The following is a 23,656-nucleotide window of genomic DNA, read 5'->3' on the forward strand; positions in this document are numbered from 1 at the left end:
GCGCCTGCCAACCAGCCGGCGTCATCGCGGGCGCGCGTCGTCTCGACCGATCGCGGGGACGTCCGCGTTCTGCGCGCCCTCTCGCGCGTCGAAGCGGCGGCTTGCCCAGACGACGTCATGCGTCGTCCAGCCGCGCAGCCAAGCCGCAAGGCTCACAATTTCGCGGCCAAGGAAAGCAAGCGGCGACCAGACCGAAATCTCCCAGCCTTTGAGCGCTGCAAAAACCATCTCGGCGGCAAACCAGCCAAATAGCGTGAGGCAAAACGCGACCCACGCCGGACTCCCGACAAGAGGCGCCGCCAGCGCCGCCGCGAGCGCAGCAGGGAGCGCACTGGAGAGCGGCTCGAGCGGATATGAAAAGCGCTCGTTCGCCCGCCGGATCACGCTCCAACGGAATTGGCGCTGAAAGACATCGCTTAAAGTTTTGGCGACGATCTCCTGAGCCACGGTGCGATGCGCGAAAACGGTTTTCAGCCCTATCCCCGCGAGAGCCATCGAAATCGCCGTGTCCTCCGCAAGCGCATCGCTTATCACCTCGATCCCGCCCGTCTTGGCGAGATCGCTGCGCCGAAAAACCATCACCTTGCCGACGCCAAAACCAAGGCCAAGGACCGAGGCGGTCAGCAAAAGGCGCGCATGCCCATTGATGAGAAGAGCTTCGACCCGGGCGCCGAAAGTCTTCGGCCTCACCGCCACCGGAGTTGCAACGACAAGCCCGACGCCCGCGACGAAATTCTGCATAAAGGCGGCCATCGTGTCGCTATCGAGCGTCATGTTCGAATCTTTCGTCATGACGAAATCGTGCCGCGCCTGAATTAGCGGCGCCGCGAGATTGTTCAGCTTGGGACTGACCGCAGCGCTGCTATCCGAATGCACAAAACGGCAAGGGCGCGAAGGGTGGGCCTCCGCCACTTTGCGCGCCGCCGCCAACGCGGGGGAGTCAGCCTCAGCGGAGCTGATCAGGATCTCGTAGTCCGCATAATTTTGCGTGAAAATCGACGCCTGAGCCCGCTCGAAACCGGGATCAAGACTTTTGATCGGGATGAGCGCCGAGACGGGCGGCCGTCCGAGCGCCGTGGCGCGTCGCCTTTGCAGGAAAGGCTGCAGCAGGCCGCAGCCGAAGGTGAAGAACAGAAGGGCGACCGCGAGCGACCACCAGATCGCGCCAGCATAGCAAATCAGAGAGGCCGCCATTACCTTAATCCCATGGCCCCAAAAGCCAACAACACCGCGGCCGAACAACCAGCGCCGCTTCGGCTCTGGGTTTAGAGCATGATCCCGAAAAAGCGCAGAGTTTTCGGATGACGATCACGCGATGAGAGTAAAGGGACGGCGAGCTGCTGGCGCGCCCCTTGCGCAGCAAGACCAGTAATGGCATCAGCGGCCGGCATCGCCGCAAAGGAACGCCGCCAAGCTTGCGGCGGATCCGACCCAGCCGGCACAACAGCAAGGACGCCAAAAAGGTGCCGGAACTGCCCGAAGTCGAAACGGTTCGCCGCGGACTCGAACCAGTGATGGTTGGCGCGCGTTTCGCTAGCGTTGACCAAAGACGGCCGGATCTGCGTTTCCCTTTCCCCGATGGGTTTTCCACGCGCTTGGCCGGCCGGCGCATTGAGGCGCTCGGACGCAGAGCCAAATATCTGCTGGCCGATCTCGACGATGCTCAGGTGCTGGCGATACATCTTGGCATGTCCGGCTCATTTCGCGTGGAGACTGGGCAAGGCGCGCAAAGCCTTTCGCCTTGCGCCGGCGCAGCGAAGAACGAAACGCATGATCATGTCGTCTTCTCGCTCTCGACCGGTGACCGCGTTATCTACAATGATCCGCGCCGATTCGGCTTCATGCATCTGATCGCGCGGGCTGAACTCGCCGCCCACCCGCTGTTCAAGAACATAGGGATGGAGCCGCTCGGCAATGAACTTGATGGCGCAGCTCTCGCTCGTCTGTTCGCCGGCAAGACGACGACCTTGAAGGCGGCCCTGCTTGACCAAAGCCTGATCGCAGGGCTTGGCAATATATATGTCTGCGAGGCGCTCCATCGCGCCGGCCTATCGCCCCGGCGCGCCGCAGGCAGCCTTGCGCTTAAGAATGGAAGCCCGAGCCCGCGCGCGCATCTGCTCGCTGAAATGATTCGGGAAGTTCTGGAAGAGGCACTGGCGGCTGGCGGGTCATCCTTGCGCAATCATCGCCAGCCCGATGGATCGCTCGGCTATTTCCAGCACAATTTCCGCGTCTATGGCCGGGAAGGCATTCCCTGTCCGCGGCCTTCATGCGGCGGCACCATCCAACGCATCACGCAAGCTGGACGGTCGACGTTCTTTTGCGAGGTTTGTCAAAAATAAAATTTTGTTCAACCGGCGCACGCGTCCACGGATGGGCGCGCCGGTTGTTTCAATCGGACTTATCGCATCAAGACCGCGCAACCTTGGCCGTGGGCGGCATTCCGATATTGCCAAGCACGACAACCTTAGTCCCGGGTTCCGTCGCCTTGTAAAGGTCGACAGCGTCCTGGTTGACCATGCGAATGCAGCCTGACGATCCACTTGTGCCGATGGTCTTCGGCTCGTTCGTGCCATGGATGCGGAACAGCGTATCCTGATTGCCTTGCCACAGATACATGGCTCGGGCTCCGAGCGGATTATCCGGGCCGCCATGCATGCCAATGCCGCTTTGAAGCTCGACCATCACCTTCTTGAGGTCGGGCCGGCGATCAAGCATCTCCTGCGGCGGATACCAATCCGGCCATTCCTGTTTGTTTTTGATCCTGGCCTCGCCCGACCAAGCAAAACCCTCGCGGCCGACGCCGACGCCATAACGCATGGCCTTACCGCCGCTTTCGACGTGGTAAAGATAATGGTTGGCGGGATCGACGATGATCGTGCCTGGCGCCTCATTGGTCACATAGGCGACTCTTTTGCGCAAAAACGCAGGATTGATGTCGGAGAGGCTCGTCGCGGGAACGGTAAACTGACCATCCGGAATCGCCGCATACATCGCCCTATAATCAACAGAGCCTGATTCGAGACCGGCGTCAGCTACGGCCTGCGCGTTCGGCGACCCTGGCGAACCGGAGGCGGGGACCGCCGCAGCCATTTGATTCTGTGAGCCAACGCAGCCGGCAAGGCCGAGGCCTGCTGCAGCGGCGGCGCTCGTAATGAAAAAACGTCGATTAAATTGGGACATGGGACGACTCATCCGCAAGAATTTCGTTTCTGATTAACCCTAGAGCAGAAAACCACGTCGCGATATTGCAGGAAAGTCACGGTCGACGTTTCTTTCACAAAAAGATCGCTTTCTTGAGGTTCGGCCCTTTGGAAAGGCGGCGTCAAGATTCTCACCGAAAGGCTTGCATCTCGACTATTCCAGATATATCTTACGTTAAGATATATCTGGATACAGACAACTCAAGCTGGAGGTAAAAATGAGATTCCACAGCCGCAGTCAGCGCTTTGCGCATGGCGAAGAGCCGTCAAGCCTCGGCGGTCACCGCCGATTCGGCCGCCCCGGCGGCCGGGGACGAATGTTCGAGCAGGGAGATTTGCGTTTCGTCCTCTTGAAGCTGATCAGCGAGAAGCCTTCGCATGGCTACGAGATGATCAAGGCGATCGAGGACCGGTTGGGGGGCGCCTATGCGCCCAGTCCCGGCATCGTCTATCCGACGCTGACCCTTCTGGAGGAACTCGGCTATATCGTCGTTCAGGAGACCGACGGGCCGCGCAAGCTCTACGCTCTCACTCCGGAAGGCAAGGCTTCGCTCGACCAGAATCAAGCGACTGTTGAAGCCATTTTCGCGCGCATGGCTGAAATCAACGAGCGCCACGGCGGCGGACCGGCGCCGCAGATTCTTCGCGCGATGGAGAACCTCAGAACGGCGCTTCGTCTGCGCCTCGCGCACGGCCCGCTCGACGCTGATCAGGTCGCGGTCATCGCCCGAACTCTGGATGAAGCCGCAAAAACCGTCGAGGCGAGCTGAAATGAATGCGGCGCGATCGCTTCAGGAGGAAACGATCGCGCCGCAACTTTTCCTTTCCAGGGAACGATCTTGTCTGAAAAGCCAGCGCTTCAGACAATCGCTGGAATCAGGCGCTCTCTTTTGACCGGAACGCGCGTTTGCGCTCGTTCGGATCGAGGTAAATTTTCCGCAGGCGAATCGACTTCGGCGTGACCTCGACGAGTTCATCGTCCTCGATATAGGCGAGGGCTCTTTCGAGCGTCATCCGTATCGGCGGAGTGAGGCGCACCGCCTCGTCCTTGCCGGCGGCGCGGATATTGGTCAGTTGCTTGCCCTTGAGCACGTTGATCTCAAGGTCGTTCTCGCGCGAATGCTCGCCGACGATCATGCCGCGATAGACCTTCCAGCCGGGCTCGATCATCATCGGGCCGCGATCTTCCAGCTTCCACATCGCGTAGGCGACGGATTCGCCGTTGTCATTCGAGATCAAGACGCCGTTGCGCCGGCCGGCAATCTCGCCTTTCCATGGCGCATATTCATGGAACAGGCGGTTCATGATCGCAGTGCCGCGCGTGTCGGTCAGAAGCTCGCCTTGATAACCAATCAATCCGCGCGTCGGCGCGTGAAACACGAGCCGGAGACGGTTGCCGCCGGAGGGGCGCATTTCCACCATGTCGGCTTTGCGTTCGGCCATTTTCTGCACGACGACGCCGGAATGCTCCTCATCGACGTCGATGACGACTTCCTCGATCGGCTCGAGAAGCGTCTTGCCGTCGTCGGCTTTCTTGAAAACCACTTTGGGCCGCGACACGCCGAGTTCGAAGCCCTCGCGACGCATTGTCTCGATCAGGATCGCCAATTGCAGTTCGCCGCGTCCCGAAACGACGAAGGAATCGGCGTTTGGCGAGTCTTCGATCCGGAGCGCGACATTGCCCTGGCCTTCTCTGTAAAGCCTGTCGCGGATGACGCGGCTCGTCACTTTGTCGCCTTCGGTTCCAGCGAGCGGCGAGTCATTGACGAGGAAAGTCATCGATAGCGTCGGCGGATCGATCGGCTGCGCCTGCAAAGGCTCGACGACTTCAGGGGCGCACAGCGTGTCGGCGACGTTGAATTTTTCAAAGCCGGCGATGGCGACGATGTCGCCAGCTTCGGCCTCGTCGATCGGGGTGCGTTCAATGCCGCGGAAGGCGAGAATCTTGGATACCCGTCCCTGCTCGAGGACATTGCCCTGACGATCCAGAACCTTGACCGACTGATTCGGCTTGACGCTGCCGGCAAATACGCGCCCCGTGACGAGACGGCCAAGATACGGGTTCGCCTCGAGCAGAGTGCCGAGCATGCGAAAGCCGCCCTCTTCGATCCGCGGGGCCGGCACATGTTTCAGCACCAGATCGAATAAGGGCCCCATGCCGTCTTTCGGGCCATCCGGGCTATCCGCCATCCAGCCCTGTTTCGCCGAGCCGTATAGAATGGGAAAATCGAGTTGCTCATCGGTGGCGTCGAGCGCGGCGAATAGATCGAACACCTCGTTCACCACTTCGGTGATCCGCGCGTCCGGCCTATCGACTTTGTTGATGGCGACTATCGGACGCAGCCCGATCTTCAATGCCTTGCCGACGACGAATTTGGTCTGCGGCATTGGCCCTTCGGACGAGTCGACGAGAACGATGGCGCCATCGACCATCGAGAGGATGCGCTCCACCTCGCCGCCGAAATCGGCGTGGCCGGGCGTGTCGACAATATTGATTCGCGTGTCTTTCCAGGCAATCGACGTCGCCTTCGCCATGATCGTGATCCCGCGCTCTTTTTCAAGATCGTTGGAATCCATGACTCTTTCGACAATCCGCTGATTGTCGCGGAACGCCCCGGACTGTTGGAGCAAGCGATCGACAAGAGTTGTCTTGCCGTGGTCGACGTGGGCGATAATTGCAATATTGCGCAGCTTCATCTTGTTGCCGTATCTTACCAATGTGCCAAAATCTCGCCCTGAAGCGAGATGGCGAAACGGAGCAACGACGATCCAAACGTTCTCTTGTGCTCGGAAATATAAGAAAGAGCCGGCCAGGTCGCCTCCGATTGGAGTCGAGTCGCGCCGGCTTGGCTCTTCTGCACATCGACCGAGCGCCGCGCGAGCCAACAGCCCGGTTGAACCAAGGGCCGAATGCTCTAGCGATTTTGGATAGCGTCTTCGCAGTGCAGCACTGCATATACGAAACAATCCAATTTGGAAACAAATATAAATTGCGCGCGAGGCGTCGGCGGCGTCTAAGGTAGAAATATGGATGGGTTAACTTTATTTGGGCTGGTGGCCGTCACCGCCATGCTGGTGACTTACGCGCTTGAGCAGCGCAGCACCTGGTATATTCTTGGCTTTGCAGCCGCCTGCATGCTCGGTTCGATCTACGGTTTTTTGCAGGGAGCTTGGCCTTTTGGCGTCGTTGAGGCGGTCTGGAGCATTGTCGCGCTGAGGCGATGGATGAGCAGCATCGCCAAAGCGGATCGATCGCCCGCCCCGACGCAACTATCCGCCGACAAAACCGGGGGCGAATAGTCCACGTAATTTGGGCATTATCGGCGCCGCCTCAGCTAATATGCAGGCTACTCGCCGACGATTCGGGGCGAGAAACTCGGACGAACCGCCGCGCCGAAGCTTTGCCGGCGCTCGGCGATCGCCTGCCGCGCCTGATTCAATGCAAGGCTCGTGGCGGCGAGGCGGCTCCCGCTCAGAGCGTGATTCCAATCATGGGCCAGCGATTGAGCCAATATCTCATCGGCTTGCCTCTCGAGATCATCCAGCTCGTCGGCGAATGCGGCGCATCTTGCGGCTTTGATAATGTCCAGCAGGCGCTGCAGCACCCGGTCAAGATCGAGGTTTTGCCGCCGATTGAAGCGAGTCGCCAACGCCGCAATCCCGGTGCCGAACAGACTGGCGAGCATGGCGCCTATGTAAATGAAATCGCTATATTTATCGAAAAAGCTCTGCTCTTCGTCTCCAAGATAGGCAAGCGCGCCGGGATGAACGGGAAGGCCCGCGCCTTTTTCGGTTGACGGCGCTTCGATGCTGTTGGCGATTGGCACATGCGCCGCAAGGCTCGGCTTTGCATTCAGCATCAATTCGGTCAGGTCGCCGATAACGTCATTGCTCAGGCTATGGTGGGCGATAAGGCGCGTGCTGGCCCCAAGCGTTTCGAAACTCTCCGAGGGCTTCGGCTGGGCGCCTCCAAAGGCGCCGCGCAAAATCTCAATCGACTCGAAATTTGGCGAGTGCGAGGCAATCGCTTTGGCTTCCTTGATCGGGATGAAAACGGGAGGCCCATTCCCTATCCGCGCGATCGCCGCGACCGCCTCGGCCAAGCCTGGCGATCCCGGCGCATCGACTGCAAGAACAACATCAACATCGCTGCGTTCAAGCGCTTCAGGCAGTTCTTCGATTGTCAGCGGCACTCGCCGGACCGAGGCCGGCGCGACGTCATATTGGGCCAACGCCGAATCGAGCAAAGATTGATTCGCCCCCCGGCCAGCCTGTTCGCTTTTCAGGATTCCGACTTTGCGGCCGCGCAGATCATTGACGGAACGAAGCTCCGACTGCGCCGGCGCAATCAGCACAACGGCGTCCCGATGCATGATCAGGACAGTCTGGCCGTCCACCGGCATGGACACATCGCTGCGCACGACCGCGAGGTCGACTCGGTCATCATCAAAGGCGCGAGCGCTTTCGGCGAGCGTATCGACTGCGACGAGTTTTAGCGCAATCTGTTCATGCGCTGCAGTAAATTCCTGCGCTAGCGCTGCGAAAGTCGCCTGATCGTCGCTATCGCTCGTTACGGCGACGCGAAGAACGTTCGGCCGTTGGTACAGATAGATGCCCGCCCCGGCGGCGACGGCGATCGCGGAGCAACCAACGCAGGCTGCCAAAAGCGTGAGACGGCGCATTCTGTCCTCCCGAAGCACGTCCATTGCAGGGGCCGCCAACAATCTCCTCTACCTTGCTCAGATGCAGCCAATCATCGAAACAAGGCCGCATGAAGGAAGCTTCACCGGACAGACTTCGCTAATCCGCGGCGGTCTCCATGGTCTGTCGCACCGGCAGCTCAGCCGCAGACACAGCGAAAACCGCCCCTATCAATATGAGGCAGGGTCCCATCGCTTCGCCGGAGGCGAGTTGAGCCGGCAGGCTTTCAATCGAACCCGCAATGCGGCGCTCGTCGGCGCAGGTGGCGCGCTCGACAACGAGCGCCGGCGTGTTTGGATCCATTCCGTGCGCCAGCAGCCGCTCGACAAGCGCGCCAAGGGTTCTAACGCCCATATAGACAACGGTTGAGGCGCGGGGATCGCTGAGCGCGCGCCAGTCGATATCTTCTGGCAGCTTTCCGTCATGGGCATGGGCGGTTATGAATTGCAGCCGGCGCGCCTTGTCGCGCTCGGTCAGCGACATTTGCAAGGCGGCGGCGGCCCCGAGCGCGGCGGTGACGCCGGGCGCGACCTCGATTGCTATGCCGGCTGCGCGGAGCGCCGCGATCTCCTCGGTGGCGCGGCCAAAGATCATTGGGTCGCCGCCCTTCAGGCGCACCACGCGCTTGCCCTCGGAGGCGAGCGAGATCATCAGGGAAATGATGCGGTCCTGTTTGCAGGATGGCTGGTAGCCGCGTTTGCCGACCGGGATTTTTTCCGCTTCCCGCCGCGCCATCTCGATGATGGCGGGAGCGACGAGATCATCATAGAGAACGGCGTCGGCGGATTGGAGAAGCCGCAATGCCTTGAGCGTCAGCAATTCCGGGTCGCCGGGGCCGGCGCCGACAAGCGCGACCGATCCTTGCGTCGCCATCGGCGCGCTGGATTCGACTTCGGCAAGCAGTTTTGCGAATGCGCCGTCACTAGGGCCCGCGGCGCGCGATGCGAAGGCTTTAGCGTTGAACAATTCCCAAAACCGCCGACGCGTTTTTGCCGGCAGACCGAGCGCCCTCAGAGGCTCCCGCCAAGCCTTGGCCGCGCTTACCCAAAGCTTGATCGCGCCCGGCAGCATCGCCTCAATCCTTCCTCGAAGCGCTTGCGCCAAAATGGGCGAGGCGCCATCGGTCGAGATCGCGATGACGAGGGGAGAGCGATCGACAATCGCGCCGAATTGGAAATCGGAAAAATCCGGCTTGTCGATAATATTGAGCGGAACCTTGGCGGCCCGCGCGAGGCGCTGAAAATGTTCCGCCTCCGCCGCGCTCTCCGCATCGGCGATCGCCAGCGCCGCGCCGGCGAGATCCTCCGGCTCGAATTGTCGCAGAACAAGATTTATGTTTGGGCGACGTTGCGCCAGAGCCAAAAGCCCCGTGCAAGGCGCAGCGCTGAAAATGTCTAGATCGGCTCCGGCGGCCTGCAGCAACTCGGCCTTCCACAGCGCCGCATTCGAGCCGCCAGCGAGCACGGCGCGCCTGCCTTTGAGGGTCAAAAAGACCGGCAGCGCGGCGAGCCCCTGCATGATCGGTCTGCCATACTCGCCGGATGATTCTGGCGGCGGTGCTTTATTCATAAAAGCGCTTTTGTCCTCTTTTCATGGCGAACGGCAATTTTTCAAGGCGAACGGCAATGAATTTTGAGCCTTGAGAGCAGCAGGATAGCACGCGCGGCCAGCTCTGGAGCAACTTCTGATTTCGTGCGAACATGCCGCAAGGCTTGAGCGAAAGCTTTATGCGTCGCCCTCGTCCGGCCGTTGGCGCGGATTTTACAGAAACAGTAGCATGATGAATCGAGTCTTGAGGTTGGGTGACGCGGCGTTTGCTCTCTTGGCCGCTTTTGTTGCTTGCTTAAGCTTGGCTTGCGTAAGCTCGGCGTTGGCCCAACCGCAGGTTTTCACGCCGAGCTTTTGGGACCCGCACAATCGCCCAGCGAAACCGGACCTCGCGAATCTGCGCAGCCTGCGCTTCTTGACCGAGGATGATTATCCGCCGTTCCATTTCGCACAGCCGGATGGAACCCTCGCTGGTTTCGACATTGATCTCTCCCGCGCCATTTGCGAGGAGTTGAAAATCACCTGCACGATCCAGGCGCGGCGCTGGGACACATTGATCGACAGCCTCGAGGATAATCAAGGCGATGCGATCATCGCCTCGCTCCGCATCGACGAGCAAACGAGAGCCAAGCTCGATTTCACGTCGCCCTACGCCAAAACCCCAGCCCGTTTCGTCGCGCTGAAAACGACGAAACTCAGCGATGCCGTCCCCGAAACCCTGCGCGGCAGAACCGTCGGCGTTCTCGCCCGTAGCGCGCATGAAGCCTTTCTCGAGGCGTTTTTCACCGGCACGGTCCGCAAGTCCTACGACTCGCAAAAAGCGCTGGCGGAGGCGCTCGCAAAAGGCGAAATCGACGCGCTATTTGGCGACGGCGTTACCTTAAGTTTCTGGCTGCAGGGTCAAGACGCCCACGGTTGCTGCGGTTTTCTCGGTGGCCCCTTTCTCGACAGCCGCTTTTTCGGAGAAGGCGTCGGCATTGCGGTCAAAAAGGACAACCCGCTTTTGCGCCAGGCGCTCGACTATGCTCTCGCCAACCTCGCCGCGCGGGGCGTTTACACCGACCTCTATCTCAAATATTTCCCGCTGGGATTTTATTGAGCCTCAAGCATCGCGCCGCAGGGCCAAGGTCACAAGTATTTCTCGAGCTCGCTGGCGGCCTGTTTGGCAGGTTGAGCCGAATTGAATGCGTTCACGAAACGGCCGTTCTTGTCCATGAGATAGACGACGCCGGTGTGATCCATCGTATAATCGTCGTTTTCGGTCGCCCGCTTCTTGAAATAAACCTTGAACGCCTTGGCCATGGCCCGCGTTTTCTCGGCATCGGCGGAAAGCCCTATAATGCGCGGATCGAAGCTCTCAAGATATGTTTTCATCATATCTGGCGTATCGCGCTCTGGATCGACCGTGACGAACAAGGCAGCGATTTTTTTGTCGTCGCCCATCGCCTTGAAGGCGGCGGAAATCTCGGTCAGCGTGGTCGGACAGAAATCCGGGCAATGCGTATAGCCGAAAAACACCAGATAGGGATGCCCCGCGAGGTCCTTGTCGCTCACGATGCGGCCATCCTGCGCCGTCATCGTAAAAGGACCGCCGATCGCGGCTGTGCCTTGCCCTGCGCGCTCGGAGCGGCCGCTATAGGCAAAAAAATTTGCTAGCGCAGCGAGGCCGATGGCCAAGCCGAGAACGATAAACAGCATTTGGCGCGAAGCTTTAGTCATAGTCTAAGCTAGCAAACTAGGCCGGCCATTCCAATCCACGAAAAATTGAAAATATTTCCCGGCATCTCTTTGATCGGGTCTCGGGCGTTGCAATTTGCCGCCACGCTCAAGCGGCTTCGCCGCGCCGCCTAAAAACAGGCGATCCGGACACATTCGCGCCTTGTCCAACGTTGAGCATATGTTATAAAGTTACTTTCTGATGGAGCCTCGCATGAGCATAATGCTCCCTATCCGTTCCGCACGGGCCTCCGCCGCTCCCATGTTTTCGCTGCTGCGCCTCTCGGCTTCAACGCGCTTTGGCGGCGTCCTTATTCTTGTCGCGGCCTTATGGGCTTCCGTCTATTGGGCCCTGCACTAGCATGGCTCGCCAAAGGGATCTTCGATGACGGCAGCCATCCGTTTCAGCAACCTCACGCTTGGTTATGACCGTCATCCGGCGGTGCATCACCTCGATGGCGACGTCGAGAGCGGCGCGTTGCTCGCGATCTGCGGCCCCAATGGCGCGGGCAAGTCAACATTGCTCAAGGCCATCACCGGATCGCTGGCGCCGCTCAGCGGTTCGGTCGCTTTGCCGCGAGTCAAGGCGCGCGAAATCGCCTATCTGCCGCAGGCGTCCGATATCGACAAGAGCTTTCCGATCAGCGTCTTTGATGTGGTCGCCATGGGGCTATGGTCTCGTTGCGGCCTCTTCGGCGCCATCGCCAAGCGCGAGTTAGCCAAAATTGGCAATGCGATCGCCGCTGTTGGCCTCGAGGGTTTCGAGGACCGCGCGATCGGAACCCTGTCGGGCGGCCAATTGCAGCGCATGCTGTTCGCGCGGTTGCTGCTTCAGGATGCCGCCGTCATCCTGCTCGACGAGCCATTCACCGCAATCGATTCCAAGACCACCGCGGATCTCCTGCTTCTCGTCGCGCGCTGGCGCAGCGAAAAGCGCACAGTGCTCGCCGTTCTGCACGATATGGATCTGGTGCGCGAACATTTCCCGCAAACTCTTTTGTTGGCGCGCGAAAAAATTGCATGGGGAAACACGCGCGACGTCCTCACTCCGCAAAATCTGTTGAAGGCGCGCTCGATGATCGAGGCTTTCGACCGTCAGGCGCAGAATTGTCCGCAAGCGGCTTAAAGCATGATCCCAAAAAGTTGCCGACTTTTTGGATAAGATCATGCGCTGAAACGAACAGCATGATCCCAAAAAGTTGCCGACTTTTTGGATAAGATCATGCGCTGAAACGAACAGCATGATCCCAAAAAGTCGCAGAGTTTTTGGACGAGATCATGCGCCAAACAATATGCGTCGTTTAAGACAACCAGGCTCGAATATCTCTCATGCTGTATAAAGTGTTAGTCGAGCCTTTCATTGAGTTCGAGTTTATGCGCCGGGCGCTTGTCGGCTCCATGGCGCTGGCGCTGGCCAGCTCGCCGCTTGGCGTGTTTCTCATTTTACGCCGCATGGCGCTGAGCGGCGACGCCATGGCCCACGCCATCCTGCCGGGCGCGGCGCTCGGCTATCTTGTCGCCGGCCTCGCGCTGGGTCCGATGACGATCGGGGGCCTCATCGCGGGTCTCTTCGTCGCCATCGGGTCCGGCGTCGTCGCGCGCACCACGATTCTGCGCGAAGACGCCTCGATGGCCGCGTTTTATCTCATCTCATTGGCGCTGGGCGTCACCGTTATTTCTCTGCGCGGCTCGAACATCGATATTCTGCATGTGCTTTTTGGCAGCGTGCTCGCCCTTGACGACGCAACGCTCCTCCTGCTGGCCTCGATCTCGACCCTGACCCTGATTGGTCTTGCGCTGCTCTACCGGCCTTTGGTGATGGAGACGGTCGACCCCGGCTTTCTCGCCTCCGTCGGGCGGGCGGGCGGACCGACGCAGATCATTTTTCTGACTCTCGTCGTGCTCAATCTCGTCGGCGGATTTCATGCGCTCGGCACCTTGCTCGCCGTCGGCATGATGATGCTCCCGGCCGCGTCCGCGCGGCTCATCGCGCGGGACATGACTGCAATGATCGCGCTTGCGGCGGGGCAGGGAATGCTCGCGAGCTACGCCGGACTTATCATCTCATTTTATGCCGGGCTGCCTTCTGGCCCGCTGATCATCCTGACGGCGGGCTTGTTTTATCTTCTGGCGCTGGTGTTTGGCCCCGCCGGCGGCCTGCTTCGCCGGCTGCGGCCTCGCCGCCATCTCGAAGCCTGAGAGCTTACGATCCAAAGGAAGCATTATGCGCTGCATACGTTATGTTATAACCTCAATGGCAGCCTGCATGCTGGCCACGCTGTCGCCCGCGCTGGCGCAGTCTCCCGCCACGCCACTGCCGGTCGTCGCAACCTTCTCCATATTGGCTGACTTCGCCCGCAATGTCGGCAGCGATCGGGTCAACGTCATATCGCTGGTTGGGCCAAATGGCGACACCCACGTCTATCAGCCGTCGCCCGCGGACGCGAAAAACCTCAATGAAGCGCGGTTGATTCTGGTCAATGGCCTCGGACTCGAAGGCTGGATCGATCGCCTCGTCAAAGCTTCGGGAACCAAGGCCCCGGTCATCGTCGCGACGAAAGGGATCAAGCCCCGGAAAATGGAGGAAGATGGGAAAATCGGCCAGGACCCCCACGCTTGGCAGGCCATCGTCTACGCCAAAATCTACGTCGCCAATATCCGCGATGGCCTGATCCAGGTCGATCCTGACGGCGCTGCGGCCTATCGCGCCAATGCGGACGCCTATATTGAAAAACTTACTGCGCTCGAGGCCGAAGTCGTCGCCGCGATCGCCAAAATTCCGCCGGACGGTCGCGAAATTATCACGACACATGACGCCTTTGGCTATTTCGGAGCCGCCTATGGCTTCAAATTCGTCGCGCCTGAAGGCGTCTCGACCGAGACCGAGGCGAGCGCCCGCGACGTCGCCAAAATCATCCGTCAGATCAAGGCCCAGAAAATACCAGCCGTGTTTCTGGAAAACATTTCTGATCCGCGAGTAGCGCAAAGGATCGCGGAAGAAAGCGGCGCGAAAATCGGGGGGACGTTGTTTTCCGACGCGCTTTCGCCTCTTGACGGTCCGGGCTCGACCTACATCGACATGATGCGCAACAACATCAAGGAGCTCAGCGCCGCACTGGCGAAATAGCGTAGATGGCCTCTGACTCCGCTTGCGAACCAGCCTTGACGTCTTCTTCCAAAAAGGGACAAGTCTAGGCTGAAAACGGATGGGTGAGGGCGTTGCGGCGTCTCGCGTTTCGGCGCGAGGCCGGTTTCGCCGTTCCTGACGCCCAAGCTCTCGGAGTATCGCATGGCCGAAAAAATTCCCGTCACCGTGCTGACCGGCTATCTCGGCGCCGGCAAGACGACGCTTTTGAACCGCATTCTATCCGAAGACCATGGCCAGAAATTCGCCGTCATCGTCAATGAATTTGGCGAAATCGGCATCGACAACGACCTCATCGTCGGAGCCGACGAAGAAGTGTTCGAGATGAACAATGGTTGCATCTGCTGCACGGTTCGCGGCGATCTCATCCGCATCATCGAAGGCTTGATGAAACGCAAAGGCAAGTTCGACGCGATCATCGTCGAGACCACGGGTCTTGCCGATCCAGCTCCAGTGGCGCAGACCTTCTTTGTCGACGCGGACGTGCAGAACGCCGCGCGGCTCGACGCCGTCGTGACTGTCGCCGACGCCAAATGGCTGGCCGAGCGGCTGAAGGACGCGCCGGAAGCCAAGAACCAGATCGCTTTCGCCGACGTCATCATCTTGAACAAAATCGATCTCGTCAGCGCCGACGAATTGCAAGACGTTGAAGCGCGCATACGCGCGATCAACCCTTATGCAAAATTGCACAAGGCCGTAAAATGCAATGTGCCAATAGATGCGGTGCTCGGCCGCAACGCTTTCGATCTCGATCGCATTCTGGAAATCGAGCCGCAATTTCTGGAGGTCGAAGAAGAGCATGATCACGCTCATGATCATCATGACGAGCATCATGCGCATGAACATCACGACCACAAATCGCACGGCTTGAAACACTACCACGACGAGGAGATGCAATCTGTCGCTTTGTCGATCGACGGCGATGTCGACCCGGAAAAGTTCATGCCCTGGCTGAACGATTATATCCAGACGGAGGGCGCCTCAATCCTGCGCTCCAAAGGCATTCTCGCCTTCAAGAACGAGCCGAAGCGCTTCGTTTTCCAGGGCGTCCACATGATCCTCGACGGCGATCTGCAACGCGATTGGAAGCCGGGCGAGAAGCGCGTCAGCCGCATCGTCTTCATCGGCCACTATCTGAAACAGGACGAAATCCGGCAAGGCTTTTTGGCCTGCGCAGCCTGATACTGCCCGCGAAGGATAATCCCGAGAAGTTGCCGAATTTTCGGATCCGATCATGCGTTGAGACAAGATGCATCGCGTCGAATCGATTGAAATTGATGCGATCCCGCCTTCGCCGAACAAGGCGCAATTCCGAGTGAAATGATGGCTCAATCCCCGGCCTCGCTAACCGCGAATGTCACAGCCTTTGATGCAGGCGCGCCAGTCACCGCGGCGTTTTTCCTCGGGGAGATCCCGGCGCTGGCGCTCGGCGACGGCAGCGTGTTTCTTGCAGCCGCGGGCGCAGAAAAACACATCGCGGCGCATCCTGGCGCCGCCATCCTCGTCGCGGCCAAGTCTGGACAAAAGCTCGTCACCGGCGGCGATGATGGGCGCGTCGCGATCATCTCCGAAGACGGCTCCATGCAGGAGCTCGCGCGCGAGAAAGGCAAGTGGATCGACGCCCTCGCCGCGCGAGACGACGGCTCCATTGCGTGGTCCTGCGGCAAGCAGATCTTCGCCCGCGATCCCAAAGGCGAAATCAAAACCTTCGACGCCCCTTCGACGGTTCGCGGCGTAGCTTTCCTGCCGAAAGGCTACAGGATCGCCATGTCGCATTATAATGGCGCGACGGCCTGGTTTCCAAACGCCGCGGCTGCGCCCGAGACATTCGAGTGGAAAGGCTCTCATCTCGATATCACCGCCTCGCCTGACGGGCGCTTTTTGGTGACCTCGATGCAGGAGAACGCTCTCCACGCCTGGCGCATGACCGACAAGAAGGACTTGCGCCTTAGCGGCTATCCGGCCAAGCCGCGCTCCTTATCCTGGTCCTTCGACGGTCAATGGCTGGCGACATCGGGGGCCGACGCCAGCATTATCTGGCCGTTCAATTCAAAGGACGGCCCGATGAAAAAGAACCCGCGCGAATGCGGCGCAAGACCCGTAAAAGTCAGCTGCGTCGCGTTCCATCCCAAGACCCTCGTGGTGGCGCAAGGCTACGAGGACGGTATGGTGCTGCTTTGCCGGGCAACCGACGGAGCTGGAATTCTGGTGCGGGATCATCGCGATGGCGCAGATGCAGCCATTACCGCGCTTGGTTGGGATGGCGTCGGCAATCATCTTTTATTTGGGACGGCCAACGGCGATGCCGGCCTTCTTGCGATGCCGGCATGACATTCAGCCGCGTTGCGGCGGCTCTTGTTAACGTGATGTGATATTGCATTTGTAACTGTCGCCGCACCGCCCTTGATGAAGGCGCTGAAGCGCGTTCCGCCGGAGGCGCTGCTGCCCGGCGAAAAGGAGATGATCGAAGAATCCAACAGGCCTTCGATCGCCAATATCGCGCTTATGAATTTTCCGAGGCCTCCATGCGGGAGCATTGAATATTGGGCTTCGGGCTATGAGGACACCTTGCGCACGCTGCGCCATCCCGAATGGCTGCGGCGGTCGTCTCTGGAGCGGGGCGTAAGGGTGCACGACCTGCACCGCGAAGATCCGACCTAAAACCGGCGTTCGCCGAATTCTCGCCAAAAAAGCCGTCTGGAACCTCGATCTGGCCTTGCTCGTTGGCAACAGCGTTTTGCGAGGCTCCCGTTAGAGGACAAGCGCAATGCTCGTTCGAAGGCTTGCGCTCTTCTTCGGCTTGGTTTTCGCGGTGGCGGCGTCGCAGATCCCCGAATATGCGCAGCAATATCGCCAAAGACTCGGCGGCGCGATCGACGAACTGCGGACCATCGTCGCGAGATTCGATGAAGACAGCGCCCGCGAAGGTCTCACCGAGCAGCAAGGCGTCGCGCGGCTTGCCGAAAACAACGACCAGTTCGTACGCGGGCGCGGCTTGCAGATGCAAGATGTCGTGCGGCGTCTCAATGTCCTGTCGCGCACCGAAACCGCAATGGCGGAATCTGGCCAAGTTGGGCGGCTTTTGACGCTCATCGGCGACTTCGATCCCTTGATCGCGCGCCGGGCTTATGCGAGCTATGAACCCGCCGTTCCCGTAACGGGCGAAGGGTTTGCGCTTGGCGCCCTTGGTTTTCTGGCCGGTTTTGGATTGATGCGGCTGATCGCCATGCCCTTCCGGCGTTCGCGCAAGGCGCGCCATGCGCCTGCCCGCTAGGTCTAGGCAATCGGAGCGGAGGAAGCATGGCCCCCAATCTTCTCGCAATCGCCGGATCGGATCCGAGCGGAGGGGCCGGCATCCAGGCGGATCTCAAAACCTTCGCCGCGCTGCGCTGCTACGGCATGGCGGTCATCACCGCTTTGACCGCGCAGAATACGCATGGCGTCTTTGCCGTGCATGCGCCGCCGCCGAATTTCATCGCCGAACAGATCGACGCAATCTTTGCTGATATCGACGTCGCGGCCGTGAAAATCGGGATGCTCGCATCGGCCGCGATTGTCGAGGTCGTGGCCGACAGGCTGGCCGTTCACAAGCCGCAATTCATCGTGCTCGATCCGGTGCTTGTCGCAACCAGCGGCGACGCCCTAGCCGCCTCCGATGTCGGGCCGGCGATGATCCGCCATCTCTTTCCACTCGCAACGCTCGTGACGCCGAACCTTGCCGAAGCCGCCGCCCTCTCGGGTCACGCAACCATCGGGCGTGCAATCGTTGAGGATGAGTCGGTCCGCGCGGCCGCCCGGCAACTGCAAAGCCTCGGCGCAAAAGCCGTGCTCATCAAGGGCGGCCACGCCGAGGGCGCCTCCTCCGACGATGTTTTGTTCGACGGTCCTGCCCGCCAGCTTTTTTCGGCGCCCCGCGTCGCGACTAAGAATACGCACGGCACCGGCTGTACCCTATCGTCGGCGATCGCCGCCTATCTTGGCCATGGCCTGCCGCTAGCCTACGCAGTTGGCGCGGCGAAATCCTATCTGACAGGCGCGCTCAAAGCCGCCGATGAGCTGAACGTCGGCCACGGACATGGCCCAGCGCATCATTTTTATGATCTTTGGCGGAATTGACGTCGCCCTACAAAAACACGATGCGCCCATCAACCTTGGAGCCAACCTGTCGGATCGACTCCAGATAAGCGATCACGTCTTGCGCAACGAGCCGGTTGCCGGAATCGACCGTCATCGTCGAATCGCCCGCCAACATCCCATAGCCGTCGCCGCCGAGAGCGAGAAAATCATTGGTCGCGAGCGAATAGATGCGCTCGAGATCCAGTTCCTCGCCATTGATTGCGACGGATCTTACGCGAGCGCCGGGCTTTGCCGCCGGATCGACCGTTGCTTTGATTCCCGCCACTTGCGGAAAACGCCCGCTATGGCGGCCAAGCTGCGAAAAGCCATTCTCCAGCGCGGCCAAAATATTCTTGCCCGAGATCTTGGCGACGACTGTCTTGTTGCCGAACGGAAGCTCGTCGAGAATATCGCGCCGAGTCAGCGTTGAGCCGGCGGCATAAATCTTGTCGCCTCTAATTCCGCCGCCGTTGATGATGACGGCGTTGGCTCCCGTCGCCTTGATCAGCGCGTCGGCGAAAAGATCGCCGATGGCGGCTTCCCGCGTGCGCACTATTTCCGTGCGGCTGTCGAGCGGCGTCTCGAGCGTTGCGATCTCAACGTCGAAGGTTTTTCGCAAGCTCGCTTCATACGCGGCGACTTTTTGCAGAATGGCGGGATCCGGGGCGACCGTCGCCGTGTCGACGACGCGGAAATTCGGCCACCAGGAGATCGGCCCGGATGTCTTAGGCAGTAGTGACGAATTACCTGAGCATGATAGCAATAGCGGCGAGCAATACGAAGCCTCGGTAGTTTGCGAGGAGCTTGTCGTATCGGGTTGCGACGCGCCGGAACTGCTTCAGTTTATTGAAGAAACGCTCGACGAGATTGCGCTCCTTGTAGAGCGCCTTGTCGTAGGGGAGCGGCGCGCGGCGATTGGATTTTGATGGGATCACCGGCTCAGCCTCACGCATAAGAACAGCCTTGCGCAAGTGATTGGCGTCATAACCTTTATCGGCGATGATCGCATCGGCCGCAAAGCCTTCGATCAGGGCGTGCGCTTTTGTGATGTCGTTGCGCTGCCCAGGTCCGAGAAGGAGCCGAACGGGGTTGCCGAGCGCGTCTGTCGCGGCGTGGATTTTGGTGCTCAAACCACCGCGAGAGCGGCCCAGGCCTTGGGCATCCGCCCCCCTTTGGCGATCCTTGCGCCGGCCGCGTGCTGATGGGCGCGCACGATTGTTGAGTCGATCATCAGCCATTCGAGATCGGCCTCGGCGGTGAATGCCTCAAGAAATCCGTCCAAGGCGCCGCGCTCGATCCAGCGATAGTAGCGGCGTTTCACCGCCTGATGGTCGCCGAAGCGTTCGGGCAGATCGCGCCAGCGGCCGCCCGAGCGGGCCATCCATAACAGCGCGTCGACGAAGCGTCGATTGTCGCAGCGCGGCACGCGCTGGCCGGCTCTTCCGCCTGGCACAAGATCACAAAGCCGCTCCCATTGATCGTCTCGCAGCGCATCGACATCCCGAATCATCAAGGCTGATCTCCAAAAATCAGCCTTGAATCATGGAAAGATCCTCGCGAGAATCCCCCAAACGCCGAATTCGTCACCACGGCCTAGGAACCGCGATGTCGATATCGACAATGCTGACGTAATTGGCGTCCTGCTGCGATTCCATCAGCCCCGTGCGGCCATCGAAATCAATGTGCAGGTCGTGATTATGGCCGGATAGAATAAAATCGACGCTATGGGCGTCCATCAAGGCGCCGCCCGTCGCCTTGTCGGCATGCACGATGGCGACGATAAAATCCGCTCCCGCGCCCTTGGCGATTTTTGCCGCATCGTTCACGGTCTGGAAGGTCGGCGCAAAGACGAGATCGCCCGGGCGCGAGGCGCTGGGCGAGGCGTCATAGGCCGACCCGATCAACGCCAGCTTGAGGCCATTCACATCGATCAAAACCTGATCTTCGTGATGCGGCAGTTTCTGCCCGGCGCTGTCTCTCAGATTGGCGGCCAGGATCGAAAAGCGGGCCTCGCCCATCCGCTGCAAATATACATCTCGGCCGAAGTCGAACTCGTGATTGCCGGGCGTGAAATATTCGATGCCGGCGTCATTGAACAGCTCGATCATATGAGCGCCCTGATCGAGGGTCGACATCACGCTCGGCGATAAAGTATCGCCCGCGTGGACGCAGATGAGGCGGCGGTTTTCGGCCTGCGCCCGCGCCCGCTCCGCCGCGACCACGGCGGCAAAACGCGGCAGGCCGCCGCGCCGGTCGGCATTTTCCGACATCCGATAGACGTCGTTGACGAGAAGGAAACCGAGCCGGATGACCGAGCCTGCGGCTTCCGCCTCCCGCGCGAAGGCGGCGGCCCCCGACGCTAGAATGGCGGTCAGGGTTTCGCGGCGCGTGAAGTTCAGCATGGCTATTTTAGTCCGCAGAGGGCGATGGCCAAGACTATAGCCTGTTCAAGCTTCATTTTCACGCGGGGCCAGCTGTTGGCGATAGGTGAGTTTGAAAGCTGCTCTCGACCCTTAGCTGACCGTCGCGGCTGATGGCATAAAGTTAAATTGTGGCCGGAAAGGAGACCGGTTGCTTCGGAGCGCGCAGACCGAAGAGCGGCCATAGCGCTTCAGGTGCGAAGGCGCAGGGTGTTGGAAGGCTTGCAGTCACATTTCATTATCCACCTCGCTCTTGAGGGCCTGATTCCCTGATGCTTCGGATTCAAATGTGGCCGTTTCGTCGTGCAATCTTTCTCTAAGTCTCGGCGCTGCGAAATCCAGAAACGCCCGCAATTTTCTGGGCAGCAGCCGTTGCCCGGCATAGACAAGGCTGATCGGCCAAGGCGGCAGTTCATAGCCTTCAAGTATGATTTCGAGTCGCCCCGCGCGGTTTTCCTCTATGATCTGATAAGACAGTAGCCGCGTAAGCCCGAGGCCGGCGACGGCCCCCGCCACCGCCGCCTCCGCTGTCGTCACAGTCAATCTCGATCGGATCGGCACGAGACCATCGCCTTTTGGGGATGAAAAACGCCATGCCTCAGGCGATGCAAGATTATCGAAAGTGACGCAGACGTGGTTCCGCAAGTCTTCCGGCTTCCGCGGCCGGCCATGGACCGCAAGATAAGACGGACTGGCGCAGGTCACGCGACGCGCGGTCCCGACCCTTGCGGCGATCAAACTGCTGTCGCCCAGTTCACCGATCCGCAACGCGACATCGACATCGGATTCCAGGAGATCCACCAGCCGATCGGCGAGAACCAGCTTGAGATCGATATCGGGATATTCGGCCAGGAAATCCGAAATGATGGGGATCATATGGACGCGGCCGAACACGATCGGAGCCGTCACGGTCAAGCGGCCCTTAGGGTCTTTGTGAACGCCCATGGCGCCACGTTCCGCTTCCTCGACCTGTTCGAGGATGCGTTTGCACGCTTCGACATACAGCCGTCCCGCTTCCGTCAGGTTGAGACGACGGCTCGACCGGTTCAGCATGCGCGTTTTCAGATGCGCCTCAAGTTCCGCTATTCTTCTACTCACTGTGGCCAGAGGCACATCCAGCTGCTTGGCGGCTGCCGAAAGACTGCCAGCCTCCACAACCTTCAGCAAAACCGCCATCGCATTGAATCTGTCCACGATCTGTCTTCCCAAAACCAGCAAACTAACTTCTCAGAATCGAGGGATTACCACGATGATTGCGATGATATACCACTGACCGCAGTTGAAGCGTCCGATCGCATTTCGGGGCGTCGTTGTAGGATGGAAGGCAATTTGCGCCGCGAAGCGGGTCTTCTCGGGCAAAGCTCCATGGGGTGAGGCGCCAGACCCGGTATCCAGCGGCTCGGGGAGCCGAGCCCATCAACCGAAAGACGATCCTTAGGAGATGGCCATGAGCGAAAAATCTGCATATCCCGTTACGCACCACCAAACCGCCACGGTAGACGGCGTGAAGATTTTCTACCGCGAGGCCGGTCCGAAGGACGGACCAGCCGTCTTGCTGTTGCATGGCTTCCCGACGTCCTCGCACATGTTCCGCAATCTGATCCCGTACCTAGCGGATCGCTATCGCGTCATCGCGCCGGACTATCCCGGCTATGGCCAAAGCGACGCGCCCGACTTCAAGTCGTTTTCCTACACTTTCAAGAAGTTCGGTGAGTTGGTGGATGGGCTGCTTCGCCAGTTGGGGGTACAGCGCTACGCCATGTATGTGATGGACTATGGCGCGCCCGTCGGCTGGCAACTGGCGCTGCAGCATCCTGACGCCATCACCGGGCTGATCATCCAGAACGGCAACGCCTACGATGAGGGGCTGAAGGAATTCTGGGATCCTATCAAGATTTATTGGGCTGACGGCAAGAAAGAGAGCCGCGACAAGCTTCTGAACTTGGTCGCGCCGGAAACCACCATTTTCCAATATACGGACGGCATCTCCGATAGGACGCGCATTTCGCCTGACAACTGGACTCACGACCAGCCCCTGCTGGACCGGCCCGGCAACGCCGATATCCAGATGGACGTCATGTACGACTATCGAAACAACCTGCCCCTCTATCCCAAAGTGCAGGCTTGGCTCCGCGAGAAGCAACCGCCAGCGCTCATCATCTGGGGCAAGAACGATTTCATTTTCCCCGAACCCGGCGCCCATCCCTATAAGCGAGACCTGCGCGATCTCGAGTTCCACCTTCTCGACACCGGCCATTTCGTGCTTGAGGACAAGGCCGACGAGGTCTTCCCACTCATCCACGACTTCCTGGACCGTAAGGTGGCCGGCGCGTAGCGCGTCAGCGAACTCCGGGGAGATATCCTTGAAAGACTATGCCGCAGCGCTAGCCGCCGGGACGTTGGTCGGGGTCATCTAAGCCCTCATCAACGTCCGCTCCCCCGCGCCTCCGATCATCGGCCTCGTAGGCTTGCTTGGGATTCTGCTTGGCGAGCAGGCGGTTCCCCTGGCCAAACGACTGATAGCCTCGCAGCCCGTCACGATCTCGTGGCTAAGGGAGGAGTGCGAGCCGCACGTGCTTGGGAAACTGCCGGTCGGCCGCACCTCTGCGCTCGAATCAGGGCCCAAGGAGGCGGAGCGCTACGAGTGACCTGTAAACCGCTTTGAGGCCGGCGCTTGACCTGTTCACGCACGCACCGAGGTAAGCGCGCTCGATCCCGCGCTCTTCGTCCGCCACCCGAAGCAGAAATATCCAGCAGCCGAACCTCAGCCGCACCCATCCAAATCACGTCCCCGCCCCGGCGGCGAT

24 protein-coding genes and 1 pseudogene are annotated in these 23,656 nt (G+C 59.9%); 15 read left to right on the plus strand and 10 right to left on the minus strand.

All coding sequences use genetic code 11. The features are described 5' to 3' along the window. Positions 1 to 21 precede the first annotated feature (21 nt). Positions 22 to 1,194, minus strand: a complete 1,173-nt coding sequence (locus WDN46_00350) for a glycosyltransferase (GenBank protein ID MEJ0091930.1) — start codon at positions 1,192 to 1,194, stop codon at positions 22 to 24. A 269-nt stretch (positions 1,195 to 1,463) separates the two neighbouring features. Between WDN46_00350 and mutM the strand changes: the two genes are divergently transcribed. Beyond that, positions 1,464 to 2,342 carry a bifunctional DNA-formamidopyrimidine glycosylase/DNA-(apurinic or apyrimidinic site) lyase gene (mutM, locus tag WDN46_00355; GenBank protein ID MEJ0091931.1) on the plus strand — a complete coding sequence of 293 codons (879 nt, stop codon included), beginning with the start codon at positions 1,464 to 1,466 and terminating at the stop codon, positions 2,340 to 2,342. 67 nt (positions 2,343 to 2,409) lie between these two features. Here mutM and WDN46_00360 read toward each other — a convergent pair whose 3' ends face one another. Further along, on the minus strand, positions 2,410 to 3,183 hold the full coding sequence (locus WDN46_00360; protein ID MEJ0091932.1) for a L,D-transpeptidase: 774 nt from the start codon (positions 3,181 to 3,183) through the stop codon (positions 2,410 to 2,412). A gap of 238 nt (positions 3,184 to 3,421) precedes the next feature. On the opposite strand from WDN46_00360, the gene WDN46_00365 reads away from it, so the two are divergent. Continuing rightward, complete coding sequence (locus tag WDN46_00365; GenBank protein ID MEJ0091933.1) at positions 3,422 to 3,973, plus strand: PadR family transcriptional regulator; 552 nt, start codon at positions 3,422 to 3,424, stop codon at positions 3,971 to 3,973. 106 nt (positions 3,974 to 4,079) lie between these two features. Here the strand turns inward: WDN46_00365 and typA are convergent, their stop codons facing one another. Next, positions 4,080 to 5,900, minus strand: coding sequence for a translational GTPase TypA (typA, locus tag WDN46_00370; protein ID MEJ0091934.1), 1,821 nt, complete (start codon positions 5,898 to 5,900; stop codon positions 4,080 to 4,082). 330 nt (positions 5,901 to 6,230) lie between these two features. Between typA and WDN46_00375 the strand changes: the two genes are divergently transcribed. Beyond that, the gene (locus tag WDN46_00375) at positions 6,231 to 6,503 is read left to right on the plus strand and encodes a hypothetical protein (GenBank protein MEJ0091935.1); all 273 of its coding nucleotides are present in this window, start codon (positions 6,231 to 6,233) and stop codon (positions 6,501 to 6,503) included. A gap of 47 nt (positions 6,504 to 6,550) precedes the next feature. Here the strand turns inward: WDN46_00375 and WDN46_00380 are convergent, their stop codons facing one another. Beyond that, entirely contained in the window at positions 6,551 to 7,909 is a 1,359-nt protein-coding gene (locus WDN46_00380) for a TAXI family TRAP transporter solute-binding subunit (GenBank protein MEJ0091936.1), read from the minus strand. Positions 7,910 to 8,003: 94 nt separating this feature from the next. After that, complete coding sequence (gene cysG, locus WDN46_00385) at positions 8,004 to 9,473, minus strand: siroheme synthase CysG (protein ID MEJ0091937.1); 1,470 nt, start codon at positions 9,471 to 9,473, stop codon at positions 8,004 to 8,006. A 394-nt stretch (positions 9,474 to 9,867) separates the two neighbouring features. On the opposite strand from cysG, the gene WDN46_00390 reads away from it, so the two are divergent. Then, on the plus strand, positions 9,868 to 10,551 hold the full coding sequence (locus WDN46_00390) for a transporter substrate-binding domain-containing protein (protein MEJ0091938.1): 684 nt from the start codon (positions 9,868 to 9,870) through the stop codon (positions 10,549 to 10,551). 29 nt (positions 10,552 to 10,580) lie between these two features. Here WDN46_00390 and WDN46_00395 read toward each other — a convergent pair whose 3' ends face one another. Then, positions 10,581 to 11,150 (minus strand): SCO family protein, encoded by a 570-nt coding sequence (locus WDN46_00395; GenBank protein ID MEJ0091939.1) that lies wholly within the window; start codon positions 11,148 to 11,150, stop codon positions 10,581 to 10,583. A gap of 232 nt (positions 11,151 to 11,382) precedes the next feature. Between WDN46_00395 and WDN46_00400 the strand changes: the two genes are divergently transcribed. From WDN46_00400 to thiD, 9 genes are all read left to right on the plus strand, one after another. Further along, a complete protein-coding gene (locus WDN46_00400) occupies positions 11,383 to 11,529 on the plus strand; it encodes a hypothetical protein (GenBank protein MEJ0091940.1) in 147 nt (48 codons plus the stop codon). A gap of 24 nt (positions 11,530 to 11,553) precedes the next feature. After that, entirely contained in the window at positions 11,554 to 12,294 is a 741-nt protein-coding gene (locus WDN46_00405) for an ABC transporter ATP-binding protein (protein ID MEJ0091941.1), read from the plus strand. A gap of 203 nt (positions 12,295 to 12,497) precedes the next feature. Continuing rightward, the gene (locus WDN46_00410) at positions 12,498 to 13,367 is read left to right on the plus strand and encodes a metal ABC transporter permease (GenBank protein MEJ0091942.1); all 870 of its coding nucleotides are present in this window, start codon (positions 12,498 to 12,500) and stop codon (positions 13,365 to 13,367) included. A 67-nt stretch (positions 13,368 to 13,434) separates the two neighbouring features. Next, a complete protein-coding gene (locus tag WDN46_00415; GenBank protein ID MEJ0091943.1) occupies positions 13,435 to 14,295 on the plus strand; it encodes a metal ABC transporter substrate-binding protein in 861 nt (286 codons plus the stop codon). A gap of 162 nt (positions 14,296 to 14,457) precedes the next feature. Beyond that, positions 14,458 to 15,495 carry a GTP-binding protein gene (locus WDN46_00420; GenBank protein ID MEJ0091944.1) on the plus strand — a complete coding sequence of 346 codons (1,038 nt, stop codon included), beginning with the start codon at positions 14,458 to 14,460 and terminating at the stop codon, positions 15,493 to 15,495. Positions 15,496 to 15,636: 141 nt separating this feature from the next. After that, on the plus strand, positions 15,637 to 16,644 hold the full coding sequence (locus WDN46_00425) for a WD40 repeat domain-containing protein (GenBank protein MEJ0091945.1): 1,008 nt from the start codon (positions 15,637 to 15,639) through the stop codon (positions 16,642 to 16,644). A gap of 75 nt (positions 16,645 to 16,719) precedes the next feature. Then, positions 16,720 to 16,974, plus strand: a complete 255-nt coding sequence (locus WDN46_00430; protein MEJ0091946.1) for a hypothetical protein — start codon at positions 16,720 to 16,722, stop codon at positions 16,972 to 16,974. A gap of 106 nt (positions 16,975 to 17,080) precedes the next feature. Continuing rightward, positions 17,081 to 17,587, plus strand: a complete 507-nt coding sequence (locus tag WDN46_00435) for a DUF2937 family protein (GenBank protein MEJ0091947.1) — start codon at positions 17,081 to 17,083, stop codon at positions 17,585 to 17,587. Positions 17,588 to 17,613: 26 nt separating this feature from the next. Continuing rightward, positions 17,614 to 18,429 carry a bifunctional hydroxymethylpyrimidine kinase/phosphomethylpyrimidine kinase gene (gene thiD / locus WDN46_00440; protein MEJ0091948.1) on the plus strand — a complete coding sequence of 272 codons (816 nt, stop codon included), beginning with the start codon at positions 17,614 to 17,616 and terminating at the stop codon, positions 18,427 to 18,429. A 7-nt stretch (positions 18,430 to 18,436) separates the two neighbouring features. Here thiD and WDN46_00445 read toward each other — a convergent pair whose 3' ends face one another. The 4 genes and pseudogenes from WDN46_00445 to WDN46_00460 all read right to left on the minus strand — a co-directional run bounded on the left by WDN46_00445 (position 18,437) and on the right by WDN46_00460 (position 22,043). Further along, a complete protein-coding gene (locus WDN46_00445) occupies positions 18,437 to 19,192 on the minus strand; it encodes a 5'-nucleotidase (protein ID MEJ0091949.1) in 756 nt (251 codons plus the stop codon). After that, positions 19,173 to 19,939, minus strand: a pseudogene (locus WDN46_00450) (IS5 family transposase). Before WDN46_00450 ends, WDN46_00445 begins: the two are co-directional and overlap by 20 nt. Before the next feature lie 73 nt (positions 19,940 to 20,012). After that, the gene (locus WDN46_00455; GenBank protein ID MEJ0091950.1) at positions 20,013 to 20,831 is read right to left on the minus strand and encodes a metallophosphoesterase; all 819 of its coding nucleotides are present in this window, start codon (positions 20,829 to 20,831) and stop codon (positions 20,013 to 20,015) included. 246 nt (positions 20,832 to 21,077) lie between these two features. Continuing rightward, positions 21,078 to 22,043 carry a LysR family transcriptional regulator gene (locus WDN46_00460; GenBank protein MEJ0091951.1) on the minus strand — a complete coding sequence of 322 codons (966 nt, stop codon included), beginning with the start codon at positions 22,041 to 22,043 and terminating at the stop codon, positions 21,078 to 21,080. Positions 22,044 to 22,290: 247 nt separating this feature from the next. Between WDN46_00460 and WDN46_00465 the strand changes: the two genes are divergently transcribed. Together WDN46_00465 and WDN46_00470 are read left to right on the plus strand one after the other, a co-directional pair. Then, positions 22,291 to 23,184 (plus strand): alpha/beta hydrolase, encoded by an 894-nt coding sequence (locus tag WDN46_00465; protein ID MEJ0091952.1) that lies wholly within the window; start codon positions 22,291 to 22,293, stop codon positions 23,182 to 23,184. Between the two features lie 88 nt (positions 23,185 to 23,272). Further along, positions 23,273 to 23,497: a DUF1427 family protein gene (locus WDN46_00470; GenBank protein ID MEJ0091953.1), complete on the plus strand. Its 225-nt coding sequence runs from the start codon at positions 23,273 to 23,275 to the stop codon at positions 23,495 to 23,497. Positions 23,498 to 23,656 lie beyond the last annotated feature (159 nt).

The organism is Methylocella sp., from assembly GCA_037200525.1.
In the GTDB taxonomy this organism is placed as follows: domain Bacteria; phylum Pseudomonadota; class Alphaproteobacteria; order Rhizobiales; family Beijerinckiaceae; genus Methylocapsa.